Annotated in this window: 14 protein-coding genes; 9 read left to right on the top strand and 5 right to left on the bottom strand. The window is 65.6% G+C overall.

Annotated features, from left to right (window positions below; translation table 11 throughout):
* The first annotated feature begins 6 nt into the window (after positions 1-6).
* The 5 genes from ACIQXM_RS15385 to ACIQXM_RS15365 all read left to right on the top strand — a co-directional run bounded on the left by ACIQXM_RS15385 (position 7) and on the right by ACIQXM_RS15365 (position 3,246).
* Positions 7-693 (top strand): class I SAM-dependent methyltransferase, encoded by a 687-nt coding sequence (locus ACIQXM_RS15385; RefSeq protein ID WP_400933026.1) that lies wholly within the window; start codon positions 7-9, stop codon positions 691-693.
* Positions 694-787: 94 nt separating this feature from the next.
* Positions 788-1,207 carry a hypothetical protein gene (locus tag ACIQXM_RS15380; RefSeq protein ID WP_400933025.1) on the top strand — a complete coding sequence of 140 codons (420 nt, stop codon included), beginning with the start codon at positions 788-790 and terminating at the stop codon, positions 1,205-1,207.
* Positions 1,200-1,511 (top strand): transcriptional regulator, encoded by a 312-nt coding sequence (locus ACIQXM_RS15375; protein ID WP_400933023.1) that lies wholly within the window; start codon positions 1,200-1,202, stop codon positions 1,509-1,511. Before ACIQXM_RS15380 ends, ACIQXM_RS15375 begins: the two co-directional genes overlap by 8 nt.
* Positions 1,511-2,476: an ABC transporter ATP-binding protein gene (locus tag ACIQXM_RS15370; protein WP_400933021.1), complete on the top strand. Its 966-nt coding sequence runs from the start codon at positions 1,511-1,513 to the stop codon at positions 2,474-2,476. Before ACIQXM_RS15375 ends, ACIQXM_RS15370 begins: the two co-directional genes overlap by 1 nt.
* On the top strand, positions 2,473-3,246 hold the full coding sequence (locus tag ACIQXM_RS15365) for an ABC transporter permease (protein WP_400933019.1): 774 nt from the start codon (positions 2,473-2,475) through the stop codon (positions 3,244-3,246). Before ACIQXM_RS15370 ends, ACIQXM_RS15365 begins: the two co-directional genes overlap by 4 nt.
* 15 nt (positions 3,247-3,261) lie before the next feature.
* On the opposite strand, the gene ACIQXM_RS15360 is transcribed toward ACIQXM_RS15365, so the two are convergent.
* The 4 genes from ACIQXM_RS15360 to dnaK form a co-directional block, all read right to left on the bottom strand.
* A complete protein-coding gene (locus tag ACIQXM_RS15360; RefSeq protein WP_400933017.1) occupies positions 3,262-3,774 on the bottom strand; it encodes a heat shock protein transcriptional repressor HspR in 513 nt (170 codons plus the stop codon).
* Between the two features lie 85 nt (positions 3,775-3,859).
* Entirely contained in the window at positions 3,860-4,855 is a 996-nt protein-coding gene (locus ACIQXM_RS15355; protein WP_400933015.1) for a DnaJ C-terminal domain-containing protein, read from the bottom strand.
* 121 nt (positions 4,856-4,976) lie between these two features.
* Positions 4,977-5,612 (bottom strand): nucleotide exchange factor GrpE, encoded by a 636-nt coding sequence (locus ACIQXM_RS15350; protein ID WP_400933013.1) that lies wholly within the window; start codon positions 5,610-5,612, stop codon positions 4,977-4,979.
* 2 nt (positions 5,613-5,614) lie between these two features.
* On the bottom strand, positions 5,615-7,489 hold the full coding sequence (gene dnaK, locus ACIQXM_RS15345; protein ID WP_400933011.1) for a molecular chaperone DnaK: 1,875 nt from the start codon (positions 7,487-7,489) through the stop codon (positions 5,615-5,617).
* 323 nt (positions 7,490-7,812) lie between these two features.
* Between dnaK and ACIQXM_RS15340 the strand changes: the two genes are divergently transcribed.
* Genes ACIQXM_RS15340 through ACIQXM_RS15330 form a run of 3 tightly spaced genes read left to right on the top strand, consistent with a single transcriptional unit; the run spans position 7,813 to position 11,372 of the window.
* Positions 7,813-8,616 carry a class I SAM-dependent methyltransferase gene (locus ACIQXM_RS15340; RefSeq protein ID WP_400933009.1) on the top strand — a complete coding sequence of 268 codons (804 nt, stop codon included), beginning with the start codon at positions 7,813-7,815 and terminating at the stop codon, positions 8,614-8,616.
* A 57-nt stretch (positions 8,617-8,673) separates the two neighbouring features.
* Positions 8,674-9,192, top strand: a complete 519-nt coding sequence (locus ACIQXM_RS15335) for a low molecular weight protein-tyrosine-phosphatase (protein ID WP_400933008.1) — start codon at positions 8,674-8,676, stop codon at positions 9,190-9,192.
* Positions 9,189-11,372, top strand: coding sequence for a chorismate-binding protein (locus ACIQXM_RS15330; protein WP_400933006.1), 2,184 nt, complete (start codon positions 9,189-9,191; stop codon positions 11,370-11,372). The genes ACIQXM_RS15335 and ACIQXM_RS15330 overlap by 4 nt, the downstream gene beginning before the upstream one ends.
* 8 nt (positions 11,373-11,380) lie before the next feature.
* Here ACIQXM_RS15330 and cls read toward each other — a convergent pair whose 3' ends face one another.
* A complete protein-coding gene (gene cls, locus ACIQXM_RS15325) occupies positions 11,381-12,856 on the bottom strand; it encodes a cardiolipin synthase (protein ID WP_400933004.1) in 1,476 nt (491 codons plus the stop codon).
* A 70-nt stretch (positions 12,857-12,926) separates the two neighbouring features.
* Between cls and ACIQXM_RS15320 the strand changes: the two genes are divergently transcribed.
* Entirely contained in the window at positions 12,927-13,802 is an 876-nt protein-coding gene (locus tag ACIQXM_RS15320; protein WP_400933003.1) for an aminodeoxychorismate lyase, read from the top strand.
* The last annotated feature ends 117 nt before the right edge of the window (positions 13,803-13,919 follow it).

Raw genomic sequence — 13,919 nt, 5'->3', positions numbered from 1 at the left:
TCAGTAATGGACCATACGAACCACAGCCACAGCAATTCCGCCGGCTTCGCCGACACCGCCGGGACTGCCGGCTCTCCGCAGGGCCCCGAGGATGTTGGCGCGTATTGGGACCGGCGCTACTCCGAGCGAACCTCACTGTGGAGCGGGCAGCCGAACGCGGTCCTGGTCAGCGAAGTTCGGGGCATAGAGCCCGGAAAGGCGCTGGATGTGGGCTGCGGAGAGGGGGCCGACGCCGTCTGGTTGGCCGAACAGGGCTGGGACGTTACGGCACTGGAGGTCTCGCAAGTGGCGCTGGAACGCGCCGAACAGCAGGCCAAACAGCGCGGTGCCAGGGTGGAGTGGCTGCACTCGGGCCTGGTTGAGGCGGCCCTGCCGGCAGCCACCTTCGACCTCGTATCCGCCCAGTACCCCGCGCTTCTGCGCACTGATGACAATGCCGCCGAGCTGGCCCTGCTCAATGCTGTGGGACCCGGGGGCATCCTTCTTATGGTGCATCATCCGCTGCCCACCCCGGCGGAAGCCAAAGCCCACGGGATAGACCTCGCAGACTACGTGGGACTAGCTGATGTGGCGGCCCTGCTTGACGGTAACTGGAGCATCGAAATGAATGAGACCCGTCCCCGGCACGTATCCACGGGAGCCGGCGCCCACCACACGGAGGACGTAGTCCTGAAGGCACGGCGGCTGGGATAGAACTTTTCGCCAGGCTCTCTTGCCGCAGACCAGTTTGTAATGCAAACTGCTTTGCATCCGGCGGGCAACCCTCCGGCAGGGAGCGGAGGATGGCATGGCAAAACATCCGGCAAGGCTTTGGAGTACAGGAAGCCAAGACAGCGGCCGTCCGCGTGATGCTGCACCAGACGACCAGCCCCTGGACCCCGCCGCAGCCCTGAATATTGTGCGGGACACCGAACGGTCGGCCCGCCGGCAGCTGAACGGCCATGCCGCACTGGTGTACCTGTTGTGGGCCCTGACCTGGATTGTCGGCTACGCCGCACTGCAGGCCATCAGGCAGGGGTGGCTTCCGCTCGAACCGGCAGCGGCCATGGCGGTGTTGGGTGCTGGACTCGCCGTCGCCGCCCTCGCTGCCGGCCCGGACCACTTCCTGGCGGTCTCCCTGTATCTGGGGTCGGCCGGGCTGCTGGCGGGATCACTCACCGAACACCTTGCAACGCGCCGACTGCGTCCGGCGGCATCCCATGCCTGAGCTCGATCCGGTCATTCATGCCGAAGCACGGCTCCGGGCCCTGACCATGCTCAATGAGGTGGGCGAGCAGAACCGGATCGCCTTCACGAAGCTTCGGGCCATCCTGGACATGACTGCCGGGAATCTCTCCACCCATCTGCGCAAGCTCGAGGACGCCGGGTACATCGAGGTCACCAAGACCATTGAGGGCCGTTCCCCGGTCACCTACCTGGGGATCAGCGGGGAAGGGAAACTGGCCTACGCCCATTACCGGAAGGCGCTGGGGGACCTGCTGGAAGCGACGCAGCTATCGGAGGCACCGTAATGACGACCTCTCTCACCGCAACCGGCCGGACGGATCCCTCCGGACCGGAAGTGCTCGCAGCAGCACGGTCCGTCAGCAAGAAGTACGCCGGCAAACCGGCCCTGCGCGCGGTTAATCTGCAAATCCGGGCCGGAGAAGCCCTGGGCCTGCTCGGTCCCAACGGGGCCGGAAAGTCCACTCTGCTCAACCTGCTCTGCGGGCTCCGCACCCCGGATTCCGGAGCCGTGGAGTTGTTCGGCCGCAACCCTCGGGATCCCGCTGCGCGAAGGGAATTGGGAACGACGCCGCAGGCCACTTCGGTGCCGCCCACCCTCCGGGTCAGGGAAACAGTGGACTTTGTGGGGGCGCACTACGACGATCCGGTGCCCACCGCCCGGCTGCTGGCCGACTTCGGTTTGACGGGCATCGCCGCCAAGCAGTGCGGCGGGCTCTCCGGAGGCGAGCAGCGGCGCCTGCTGGTAGCCCTGGCACTGGTGGGGCGGCCGCGGCTGGTCATTTTGGATGAGCCTACGACCGGGCTCGACGTGGAAGCGCGCGAGACTCTCTGGGAGCGTCTGGGCCAGTACCGCCGGAACGGCGGCACCCTGCTGGTCACCAGCCACTACCTAGAAGAAATCCAGGCACTTTCCGGACGGGTATTGGTCCTGAACAACGGCGAAGTAGTCGCGGACGGCACGGTAGACGAGGTCCGAAACCGGGTCTCCGTCAGCCGGGTTTCGTTCCGCACCGGCCTGCCGGCGTCGTCCTTCGGGTCCCTGCCCGAGAGCGCAGGCATCACCACCGGCACGGACGGTCTGGTTACTGTGCTGAGCCGGGACTCTGACGCAACCGTACGGCGTCTGGTCCGCGAGAACGTTCCATTCTCCGGCCTGGAAGTCCACACGGCCAGCCTCGAGGAAGCCTTCCTGTCCCTGACGCATCTGCCCGCCCACGTTCCGGCACCTGCCGGGAAAGAAAAGCCATGAGCACCGCCGCATTGGTCCGCGCGCATACCAAAGCCCAAATCCTGGAGCAGCTGCGCATTCCCATCTCCGTGATCTCTTCAGCACTTTTCCCCACCCTGGCCCTGGTGTTTTTTGTCCTTCCGCAGCAGGCCGTGACATCCAATCCCGTGGCCTCGCTGATTGCGGTCGCCCAGCTGGCGCTCTTTGGCGTGATGAGTTCGTTCCTGTTCAACTACGGAATCGGCGTGGCGGAGGACCGCGCCAATCCGTGGAGCAGCTACGTGCGCACGCTGCCGGCCGGCGCACTTCCGCCCACAGCCGCCCGGGCACTGACTGCCATGATGTTTGCGTTCTTTTCGCTGATTCCGGTGATGCTGGTGGGGGTACTCACCACGGCTGCGCTGGAGGCGTTCACGTCAGGCGCCCTGTCCTGGTGGCGGGTGCCGGCGGCCATGCTGGTGTGGCTGGCCTGCGGTCTTCCGTTCCTGTTCCTGGGCCTGCTGATCGGTTACCTGTGCACGTCGAAAGTAGCCATTGCGGTCACGCAAGTGGTGTTTTTCCCGCTCGCATTTGCCGGCGGGTTGATGCTGCCTCCGGAACTGTTCAGTTCCGGGCTGAACACCTTGTCCCTTTTCCTGCCCACCCGTGCCGCCCGGGACGTGTCCGTGACGGTGTTCGCCGGGCAGCCCCTGAGCCCGTCCGCCATCCCCTGCCTGCTGGCCTGGACCGTGGCGCTGGCTGCCCTGGCGGTTTGGGCGAACCGAAGGGATCAGGGGCGGCGGTTCCGCTAGGACGGGCGGAAGCAGTCAGAGGGACTGGACATATCCGTCGTCCGCGTAGTCCATGGCGTCCTGTTTGCCGGCCGGAAGCGCCCGCAGCCTGCCGCGGCGCTGCACCAGGGAGGCCAGGCTCAGCTGTGTCCCAAACGGCCTCGACGCCGGCGGACGCTGGCCGCGGGTCAGTGTCACGACGTCGCCGGCCAGACCCGCGGCGAACACCCGGCTGCGGTCCGGGGTTCGCTGCTGGACCGCATCCAGTTCGGCGGAGAGTTCGTCAATTCGGGCGCGGAGCCTGGACACCTGGTTCTCCAGCTGCATGATGCGCTTGATGCCCTCCAGCGACACGCCCTCCTGGGACAGCCGCTGGACCTCGCGCAGCATGTCGATGTCATGCTGCGAATAGCGCCGGGACCTCCCGGGGGCGCGGCTTGGACAGACAATGCCCAGCCGGTCATACTGCCGCAGGGTCTGCGGATGCATGTCAGCCAGCTCTGCAGCAACGGAGATCACAAAGATAGGCGCGTTGACGTCTATTCCCATTGTTCCTCCTTGACAGCTGTTGAAGTAGTAACCATAGCCCGGTTCGGCTCCCGCGGCACGGGAAACCGAACCTCGAATCCGTCAGCTACAGGCGGGCCTTGGAGGCCAGCCCGGCGCGGGGGTCCTCGCCCTTGGTGGCATCGGCAAAAGCCTCAACCGCCGCTTTGGCTTCCTTGTTGAGATGCGACGGAACGGCAACGTCCACCGTCACCAGGAGATCGCCGCTGCCTTTGGACGTCTGCACGCCGCGTCCCTTGACCCGCAGGGTGCGCCCCGACGGAGTGCCGGCAGGCACCTTCAGCTTCACAGTGTCGGATGTCAGTGTCGGTACCTCGATGGTGGCGCCGAGTGCGGCTTCGGGGAAGCTGACCGGAACATGGATGCGGATGTTGTTCCCGTCCCGGACAAAGAAATCATGCGGGGTGACATTCACAGTGACCATCAGGTCGCCGTTGCCCGCGGCACCGGGCTGGCCCTTGCCGCGGACCCGGATCTTCTGGCCGTCCTTGACTCCGGCAGGCACCCGGACTTCCACGACTTCACCGCTGGGTTCCCGCAGCCCGATGACGGTGCCGTTGATGGACCCGGCAAAAGAGATGGTGGTGCTGGCCGTGCGGTCGGCGCCCTTCTGCGGCGGAGCGGAGCCGAACCCGCCGCCGAAGCCTCCGCCGCCAAACAGGTCGGCGAACTCCGGCGGAATGTTGTTGCCGCCGGTGCTGTAGCTGGTGCGGCGGCCGCCTCCGGGGCGCGCTCCCTGGCCGAACAGTCCGCCGAAGAGATCCTCGAAACCTGCTCCTCCCGCGGGGCCTGCCCCGCCGGGGCCGCCCGCGGAGAACCGTGCACCGCTGCCCATGGCACGGATGGCGTCATACTGCTGGCGCTCCTCGGCGTCCGAAAGCACCGAGTACGCTTCCGAAAGATCCTTGAACATCCGCTCGGCCGAGGGATCGTCCTGGTTCTGGTCCGGGTGGTACTTGCGCGCCAGCTTCCGATAGGCCTTCTTGATATCGGCTTCAGACGCGTCCTTGGGAACGCCCAGAATCTTATAAAAATCCTTATCGACCCAATCCTGACTAGCCAATTGGCGTCCCCTTCCTCGGTTTTACTGCTCCCGCCCGCAACCCGCGGGTTGCGGACCGGACATGCACTGCTGAATCAGAAGTACCCGGGGCCGCCGTGAGACGGCCCCGGGTACCCGCTTCCTACTGCTCCGGAACGGAGACGATAACCTGTGCCGCCCGCAGAACCCTGTCATTGGCCTTATAGCCGGCCCGCAGAATCTGCGTCACAGTATCGAACTGCACGTCCGCGCTTTGCTGCTGGATCAACGCTTCGTGGATATTCGGGTCAAATTCAACCCCCACCTCGTCGATCCGGGCCAGCCCGTAGGACTTCAGCGTGTTTTCCAGTTTGTTGGCGATCGAGGCAAACGGCCCCTCCACCAAGTCACCGTGCTGGCGCGCTGCGTCGATGTCATCCAGGACCGGCATCACGGAATTCATTACTCCGATGACTGCCATTTCCCGGGCGACGTCGCGGTCACGCTCCACCCGCTTGCGGTAGTTGACGTATTCCGCCTGGAGCCGCAGCAGGTCGTTGCGCAGTTCCGCGGCTTCCGGTGATCCGGCAGCGGAGGGCTGCGGGGGAACATCGGCGCTGTTGAGGATCTGCTCGGCCTGCGCCAGGGCGTCGCCGTCGGCGCCGCCCTCAGCCTGCGGTGCTCCCTCGGACGCCGCAGGCTGCGGGTCCGTCGCTCCGGAGTCCGCCGGCACCTGGCCGGCGGCTTCCTGCTCTTCGCCGTTGGGCTTGTCGTTGGGGGACTCGTTACCAGCCGTCATGATTACTTCTTGTCTTCGTCGTCGACAACCTCGGCGTCAACGATGTCCTCGTCACCGGCGGAGGAACCGCCGGCTGCGCCTGCGTCACCGGCACCGCCGGCAGCACCTGCAGCGCCCTCAGACTGGGCCTGAGCGTAAATGGCTTCGCCCAGCTTGGTCTGCGAGGTCTGCAGCTTCTCGAACGCCGACTTCACTTCGTCGTCGTTCTCGGTGCCTTCGAGCGCCTTCTTCAGTGCGTCGACATCGCCCTTGACCTCGGTCTTGACGTCTTCGGGCAGCTTGTCGTCATTGTCCGTAAGGAGCTTGTCCACGGAGTAGGCCAGCTGCTCGGCGGAGTTGCGGACGTCAGCAGCCTCGCGGCGCTTCTTGTCCTCCGCTGCGTGCTCTTCGGCTTCGCGGACCATGCGGTCGATGTCTTCCTTGGAGAGGGAAGAACCGCCCGTGATGGTCATGGACTGCTCGGCTCCGGTGCCCTTGTCCTTGGCGGACACGTGCACAATGCCGTTGGCGTCGATGTCGAAGGTGACCTCAACCTGCGGGACCCCGCGCGGAGCCGGAGCGATGCCGGTCAGCTCAAAGGTGCCCAGCGGCTTGTTGTCGCGGGTGAACTCGCGCTCACCCTGGAAGACCTGAATGGCCACGGACGGCTGGTTGTCATCCGCCGTGGTGAAGGTCTCGCTGCGCTTGGTGGGGATGGCCGTGTTGCGCTCGATCAGCTTGGTCATCACACCGCCCTTGGTTTCGATGCCCAGGGACAGCGGGGTGACGTCGATCAGCAGAACGTCCTTGCGCTCACCCTTCAGCACACCGGCCTGCAGGGCGGCACCAACGGCCACAACCTCATCCGGGTTGACACCCTTGTTGGGCTCCTGGCCGCCGGCCAGTTCCTTCACCAGTTCGGAGACGGCCGGCATACGGGTGGAACCGCCCACGAGGATGATGTGATCAATGTCTGCAACCTTGATGCCGGCTTCGGAGATGACATCCTTGAACGGCTTCTTGGTACGGTCCAGCAGATCCTTGGTCAGGTCCTGGAACTTGGCACGGGAAAGGTGCTCATCCAGGTGGACCGGGCCTTCGGGGGTGACCGAGAGGTACTGCAGGGAGATGTTGGTGGAAGTTGCCGAGGAGAGTTCCTTCTTGGCCTGCTCGGCAGCTTCCTTCAGGCGCTGCAGGGCGATCTTGTCCTTGGACAGGTCAGCACCCTTGGCCTTGGCCTGGCTCAGCAGGTAATCCACGATGCGCTGGTCCCAGTCGTCGCCGCCGAGGCGGTTGTCACCGGCGGTGGCGCGCACCTGGATGGTGGAGAAGCCGTCTTCATCCTTGCCGACTTCGAGCAGGGACACGTCGAAGGTTCCACCGCCGAGGTCGAAGACCAGGATGAGCTCGTCTTCCTTGCCCTTGTCCAGTCCGTAGGCCAGCGCTGCGGCGGTGGGCTCGTTGACAATGCGCAGGACGTTCAGGCCGGCAATCTCGCCGGCTTCCTTGGTGGCCTGGCGCTCGGCGTCGTTGAAGTACGCCGGGACGGTGATCACGGCGTCCGTGACCTTTTCACCCAGGTACGATTCGGCGTCGGACTTCAGCTTCTGCAGGATACGGGCGGAGATTTCCTGGGCGGTGTACTTCTTGCCGTCAATGTCCACGTTCCAATCGGTGCCCATGTGGCGCTTGACCGAGGAAATGGTGCGGTCAATGTTGTTCACGGCCTGGCGCTTGGCAATTTCGCCTACCAGGACCTCGCCGGACTTGGCGAAAGCAACAACCGAAGGGGTGGTGCGGCCGCCCTCTGCGTTGGCGATAACCGTGGGCTCGCCGCCTTCCAGGACAGAGACAACCGAGTTGGTGGTTCCAAGGTCAATACCTACTGCACGTGACATATTTGCTTCCTCTTTCCGTGGCAAACTGCGCCGGGAGGGCCAGGCACTCCCGCAGCGCGTCTTGAGCGTTCTGCACTCAACTTTACTCAGGATGGATTCGTTGTCAACAAAGTTGAGTCGTACCGACTCAACTTGGGAAGAAGGCCCGGCGAGCTGAACGGCTCGGGGCCTGAAGAGCAGCAGGAGGACCGCAGCGGCCCGGCTCTGAGACCATGGTCCCCAACGGGAAAGCTCCGGCACAAGGGCCCCTCGGGAATCGGGGACGCAGACACACGCTGCAATCTTCCGGCACATACGGCATCCGGTCCGCGTATTCTCCTCCTATGCCTCCGGAACAGTACTCGCACGGCCACCACTCCAGCGTGGTGGGGGCCCATGCCGCCCGCACGGCCGCCGACTCGGCAGCGTATCTGCTCCCCTATCTTGAGCCCGGCATGGCACTGCTGGATGTGGGGTGCGGCCCGGGCAGCATCACCGCTGACCTGGCCAACCTGCTGGATCCGGGAACGGTCACCGGGCTGGACCAGTCCGAAGACGTGGTGGCACAGGCCCGGAAACTTGCTGCATCCCGGGGGCTGGCGAACCTGGAGTTTGCGGCAGGCAACGTATATGACCTGGACTTTCCCGACGCGGCGTTCGACGTCGTTCACGCGCACCAGGTCCTCCAGCACCTCGCCGACCCCGTGGCCGCACTGCGCGAAATGCGGCGGGTCACCCGGCCCGGCGGAATCGTGGCCATCCGGGACGCGGATTTCCACGGGATGAGCTGGTACCCGGAACTCCCGGAGCTCTCCGAATGGATGGACGTCTATCAGCGCATAGCCCGCGGCAACGGCGCCCAGCCAGACGCCGGCCGCCGCCTGGTGTCGTGGACCCTCGAAGCAGGGTTCACGGAATTTGTTCCGTCCGCTTCCAGCTGGCTGTACGCCACCGAGGATCGGCGCACCTGGTTCGGTGAAGGATGGGCGGAGCGGGTGCTGCACTCGGCGTTTGCCGGTCAGGCGCTGGAGCGGGAACTTACGGACAAGGCCGGACTTGAACGGATGGCCGGCGGCTGGCGGCGCTGGGCCTCGGCCGCGGACGGCTGGTTCCTGCTCCCCTCCGGGGAGATTATCGCCTGGGCCTGACCGCCCGGGCGCCCGCAGACGATCCAGGGCAGGTGCGGGACTGGGTAGGCTTGGGGAATGTACCGAATCATCACGGTCTGCACCGGAAACATCTGCCGCTCCCCGATGGCCCAGTTCTGCCTGGCCCGCGCCTTCGAGGAAGCCGGGCTTGGGTCCGAAGTCTCGGTGGATTCCGCCGGAGTCACCGCCTGGGAAGCAGGCAACCCCATGGACCCCCGCGCCGTGGAGGAACTCCTGGCCCACGGCTACGACGCAGAGCAGGCGCGCCGTTTTCGCGCCCGTGAGTTCCAGGAGGAGTGGTTCGAGGACCGTGACCTGGTGCTGGCCATGGACTTTGGGCACCTTCGCCGGCTCCGGGAGCTGGCCGCCGAACGCCCGGACCGCGACAAAATCCGGCTGATCCGCAGCTTCGATCCCGCCGCAGCGGACCTTCCTCCCGAGGAACAGGGCATCGAAGATCCCTGGTACGGGGACATGACGGACTTTGATTCTTCCTACGCCATGATCCAGGCGTCCCTGCCGGGCGTGGTTCAGCACGTCCGGACAGCCCTTGGGGCTGCCTCCGGGCAGTCGTGACGTTTTTCCAGCCGGCGGCCGCCACCACGGCCGCCTCCCTGACGCTGCCCGTCCTCATCGCCGTCGACGGCTTTTCCGGTGCGGGGAAAACCACGCTCGCCACCGAACTGGCAGCCGCGCTGCGTGCCCACCACACCGTTTCCCTGTTCCATCTGGAGGACGTTTACCCCGGCTGGGACGGCCTTGCGGACGGAATTGCCTATTTCAGTGAGCAGGTGGCCGCTCCCCTGGCGGCGGGGCGCACCGCCCACTGGCAGCAGTGGGACTGGGCGGCCGGCCGCTATGGGGAGCAGCGCACAACAGAACCGGCGGAGATCGTCATCTTTGAGGGGGTCGGATCCTCCGCAGCTGCGGTGCGCCACCTGCTCGACGCCGCCGTATGGGTTGATGCGCCCGCAGGGCTGCGCCGCGAACAGGCACTGGCACGCGACGGTGACACCTACGCTCCGCACTGGGAAAGGTGGGCTGCGCAGGAACGTTCCTGGGCGTCGGACGATCCGGCGGCAGGACTCGCGGACATCAGGGTTGACCGGGAGCATGCCTCCGGAACTCCGCGTTCGGCCGCAGGTTACGTCCTGCGTGCCCTCGGCGGATTCGCGCTTCCCGGGCTCCAGCCGACCTGGCCCGGCAGCAACGCCGCGGGCGCTGAAACCGTCAGGGTGGAGCGGCTGGATACCTGGGTGGATCCGGAGCGGCTGTTCGGGGAACTTTTTGGCTCGGCTGCCCGCTCTGTGTGGTTGGACAGCTCCAGTGCGGGCGCAGCGTCAGAGGCGCCGGGGTTCGAGGCACCGGAGCCGCCGAACGCAGCCTCCGGCGCCGCCCATATTGCCGCCCGCAGCCGGTTCAGCATCATGGCGGACGACGGCGGCCCGCTGGGCAGGTACGCGGAGCACCGCAGCGCCGTCACCACCGTTGTTTCGGGGCCGGTGACCCTATCCCGTCCCGGCAGCTTCTTTCCGTGGCTCGATTCGGTCTGGGGCACGCCCCGGGCCACGGTCCCGGCAGACTATCCCTGCGGCTTTGCCCTGGGCTGGCTCGGGTTCCTGGGGTACGGCCTCAAGCGTGAAACCGGCGGAACACAGCATCCTGCCGCCTCCGGAGCCGGTCCCGCGGCCGCGCCTGCGCCTGATGCGGCCCTGATTTTTGCTGGCCGGGCAGTGGTGCTGGACCATGAGCAACAGTGCCTCTATGTCTTAGCCCTGACGGATGACGGATCCGGCAGCGGTTCCGTCGGAGACGACTGCGGTGAATGGCCCGCCCTGGTCCGGCGGGCAGTGGAAAGTGCTGCCGCCGCAGGGACCGGAGGATCTCCGGGTGCAGTGCCCGCCGGACTGCAGTTCTCCGTCCGGGATCACCGGAGCTCCTATCTGGCCAAGGTTCGTGCTGCCCAGACGGAAATCAGCGACGGAAACTCGTACGAGGTGTGCCTGACGACCGCCCTGACCGCCCGGCTTTATGCGCCCCTGGCAGCACCGGACATCCTGGCCGTGTACCGGGAACTTCGGCAGCGCAATCCGGCACCGTTCGCATCGCTGCTGCGTTTTGGCGGCTATGCCCTGGCAGGCACGTCACCGGAGCGCTTCCTGTCCTTCACCGAAGCCGGTGCCCTGCGCGCCGAACCAATCAAGGGGACCCGGCCGCGCGGAGCCACGGAGCGGGAGGACCGGACGCTGGAAGCTGATCTGGTCTCCTCATCGAAGGACCGTGCGGAAAACATCATGATTGTGGACCTGCTGCGCAACGACCTGTCCCGCTTCGCCGTTCCGGGATCCGTCACCGTTCCCCGGCTGTGCGCCGTGGAAAGCTACGCCACGGTCCACCAGCTGGTGAGTACGGTGGACGCCCGGCTGCTCCCCGGAGCCTCCCGTGCCGAAGCCGTAGCCGCTGCCTTTCCACCCGGATCAATGACCGGTGCACCCAAAATCAGCACCATGAACATCTTGGACCGGCTGGAGGGAGCTCCGCGCGGAGCCTATTCCGGCGTCGTCGGCTGGTTCTCCCTTACCGGCGCGGCGGACCTGTCCGTGGTGATCCGGACCCTGGAGATCCGGGATTCCTCCCTGGCTTTGGGCGTGGGCGGGGCGGTCACGGCGGACTCGGATCCGGCGGCGGAGTGGGACGAGGTCCGGGCCAAGGCCTTTGGGGTGCTGAGCGCACTGGGGGCTGCGTTTCCGGAGTAGCCGCCGCGCTACTGCAGGGTGGCTGTCAGACGGCAGACATTGTCGATGTAGCGCTGCCAGACGGGCCGTCCGATCCATTCGGACAGCAGGAGTTCCCGGGACAGGGAGCGGTAGGTGTCTTCGATGCGCCGCATGTTCTCCACGATGTTCCCGTCGAACATCATGACGGATACTTCCAGGTTCAGGGAGAAGGACCTCATGTCCATGTTCGAGGAGCCCAGGACGGCCACTTCGTTGTCAATGGTGAAGTGCTTGGCGTGCAGGACCAGGGGTTTGGGATACAGGTAGATCCGGATACCGGCGCGCAGCAGGGCCTCATAGTAGGAACGCTGGGCGTGGTCCACCAGGAACTGGTCGCCGCGTTCGGAGACAAACAATTCCACCTGCACGCCGCGCTGGGCAGCGGTGGTAATGGCGTACAGCAACGAATCGTCCGGGACAAAATACGGGCTGGTGATGGAAATGCGGTCCGACGCTGAGTAGATCAGGGACGTGAACAGCCGCAGGTTGTTTTCCGTGCTGAATCCGGGACCGCTGGGAACCACCTGGCAGGTCACGTCGCCGGGCTTGGTCTCCCACTCGTACAGGCTCAGTTCCCGTTCCAGGTTTTCATCCGTTTCGGCGTTCCAATCGGTGGCAAAGACCACGTTGATCTCATCCACCACCGGACCTTCAAGGCGGGCCATGAGCTCCACCCACTTCCGCCCAATCTTCCGGTTGTGCGGTTTGCGGTAGGAGGGCTCCACCAGATTCTGCGACCCGGTGTAGGCCACTCTTCCGTCCGCAACCAGGATTTTGCGGTGGTTGCGCAGGTCCGGACGGCGCCATTGGCCCCGGGCCGGCAGGACGGGCAGCATGCGGCGCCATTGGATTTCCGAGCTGCGCAGTTCCTTCAGCAGGCTGCGGTAGCCCTTCACGCGCAAGGTTCCGATGTGGTCGAACAACAGGCGCACCCGCACGCCCCGGGCGGCGGCCTCCTTGAGGGCCGCGAAGAACTCGCGGGTCACGTCGTCGTAGCTCATGATGTAGAACTCGACGTGCACGTACTTCCGGGCTCCGCGCACCACTTCCGTCATCTCACGGATGGACTCGTTGTAATCCCGCTGCAGATTTACTTTGTTGCCGTCGAGGCTGGGAAAGGAACCCAGCCTCCGGTTCAGCTCGGTGGCCGAGACCACCCATTCGGGACCCGCATAGGTGCTGCCCTCAGCCTCGAGCTCCCGGGTGTTTTCACGGACGGCCCGGTTGATTTGCGCCTGGCGCTTCACCCGGTGTTCCGACAACCGGAAGTTGCCGAAGAGCAGGAACAGGATGATGCCCGGAAGCGGAAGGAAAAAGATGCACAGAAGCCAGGCCATGGCTGTGGTGGGCCGCCGGTTCCCCGGCACCACGCCCAGCGAAACGACGCGGATGGCGTAATCCAGCACGGTCAGTACCGTGGCAATCCAGACCGGGAGCGCTGTACCCGTTAAAGCCACCCACACACGACGCTCCTATCAGCAGATTTATCCCTCATTAGACTAGTCTGCCGGGACGGCAAACTAGTCTGGGACCATGACTGTATTGGTATTCCTGGACCCAGAATTCCCCGAAGGCCGGCTGGCGGAGGCAGATGTTCCTCAGCTCAGGGCCACAGACCTCGGTGCCACGCGCGGCGACGGCATCTTTGAATCAATGCTCGCAGTGGACGGAGCCGCCCGCAAAATGGAGGCGCATCTGGACCGGATGGAGTCCTCGGCGCAGGCGCTGGACCTCATTGCGCCGGAGCGGGAAACCTGGGAACGAGCCGTTGCCACAGCCCTGAGGGAGCTGACCGTCCGGGAGGGAAACGGCGAAGCAGTGGTAAAGCTGCTGCTGACACGCGGCGCGGAAGGAGCGGATTCCCCCACTGCCTGGGTGGCGGCCTCTCCCGTTCCGGCCGGGTCCCGGGAACGCACGGCTGACGGACTGGCGGTCCTGCTGCTGGACCGCGGGTATGACAGCACCCTGGCCGACCGGGCGCCGTGGCTGCTGCTGGGCGCCAAGACCCTGTCCTACGCCGTCAACATGGCTGCCCTGCGGTATGCGAAAGCCAACGGCGCGGACGACGTCATCTTCACCTCCTCGGACGGCAAAGTCCTGGAGGGGCCCACTTCCAGCGTGATCCTGGCGGTGGAGGAAGACGGGCAGAAAACGCTGCTGACTCCCGAGCTGGAAAGCGGAATCCTTCCCGGCACCACGCAGCGCGCGCTCTTTGATGCGGCCGAGGCAGCGGGCTGGGCCCGGGGCTACGGACCGCTGGAGCCGGCCCACCTGATGGAGGCCGACGCCGTGTGGCTGGTTTCCAGCATCCGGCTGCTGGCCCCGGTCACCTCCATTGACGGCACGCCGATCAGTTCCTCCCCCGCCCTGACGGAAGAGCTGACGGCGCTGCTGCGCGGCGCGCTGTAGGCAGGCAAGGCCGGGGCCTAGCTGTAACTCTTACGGTGGTTGTGAACGGCGTGGCAAAAGTTAAATAGGCGAGGGTCTCCGGTTCGATATGGGTTACCACACTCATCCGACCTACGG

The organism is Arthrobacter sp. NPDC097144, assembly GCF_044762205.1.
Classification (GTDB): Bacteria; Actinomycetota; Actinomycetes; order Actinomycetales; family Micrococcaceae; genus Arthrobacter_B.
Note: the sequence above shows the minus strand (reverse complement) of the source record. Positions and strands in the feature narration are given on the sequence as shown.

Coding starts and splice junctions, on each gene's coding strand:
- ACIQXM_RS15385 (WP_400933026.1), top strand. CDS start 7: ATGGACCATACGAACCACAGCCACAGCAATTCCGCCGGCTTCGCCGAC.
- ACIQXM_RS15380 (WP_400933025.1), top strand. CDS start 788: ATGGCAAAACATCCGGCAAGGCTTTGGAGTACAGGAAGCCAAGACAGC.
- ACIQXM_RS15375 (WP_400933023.1), top strand. CDS start 1,200: ATGCCTGAGCTCGATCCGGTCATTCATGCCGAAGCACGGCTCCGGGCC.
- ACIQXM_RS15370 (WP_400933021.1), top strand. CDS start 1,511: ATGACGACCTCTCTCACCGCAACCGGCCGGACGGATCCCTCCGGACCG.
- ACIQXM_RS15365 (WP_400933019.1), top strand. CDS start 2,473: ATGAGCACCGCCGCATTGGTCCGCGCGCATACCAAAGCCCAAATCCTG.
- ACIQXM_RS15360 (WP_400933017.1), bottom strand. CDS start 3,774: ATGGGAATAGACGTCAACGCGCCTATCTTTGTGATCTCCGTTGCTGCA.
- ACIQXM_RS15350 (WP_400933013.1), bottom strand. CDS start 5,612: ATGACGGCTGGTAACGAGTCCCCCAACGACAAGCCCAACGGCGAAGAG.
- dnaK (WP_400933011.1), bottom strand. CDS start 7,489: ATGTCACGTGCAGTAGGTATTGACCTTGGAACCACCAACTCGGTTGTC.
- ACIQXM_RS15340 (WP_400933009.1), top strand. CDS start 7,813: ATGCCTCCGGAACAGTACTCGCACGGCCACCACTCCAGCGTGGTGGGG.
- ACIQXM_RS15335 (WP_400933008.1), top strand. CDS start 8,674: ATGTACCGAATCATCACGGTCTGCACCGGAAACATCTGCCGCTCCCCG.
- ACIQXM_RS15320 (WP_400933003.1), top strand. CDS start 12,927: ATGACTGTATTGGTATTCCTGGACCCAGAATTCCCCGAAGGCCGGCTG.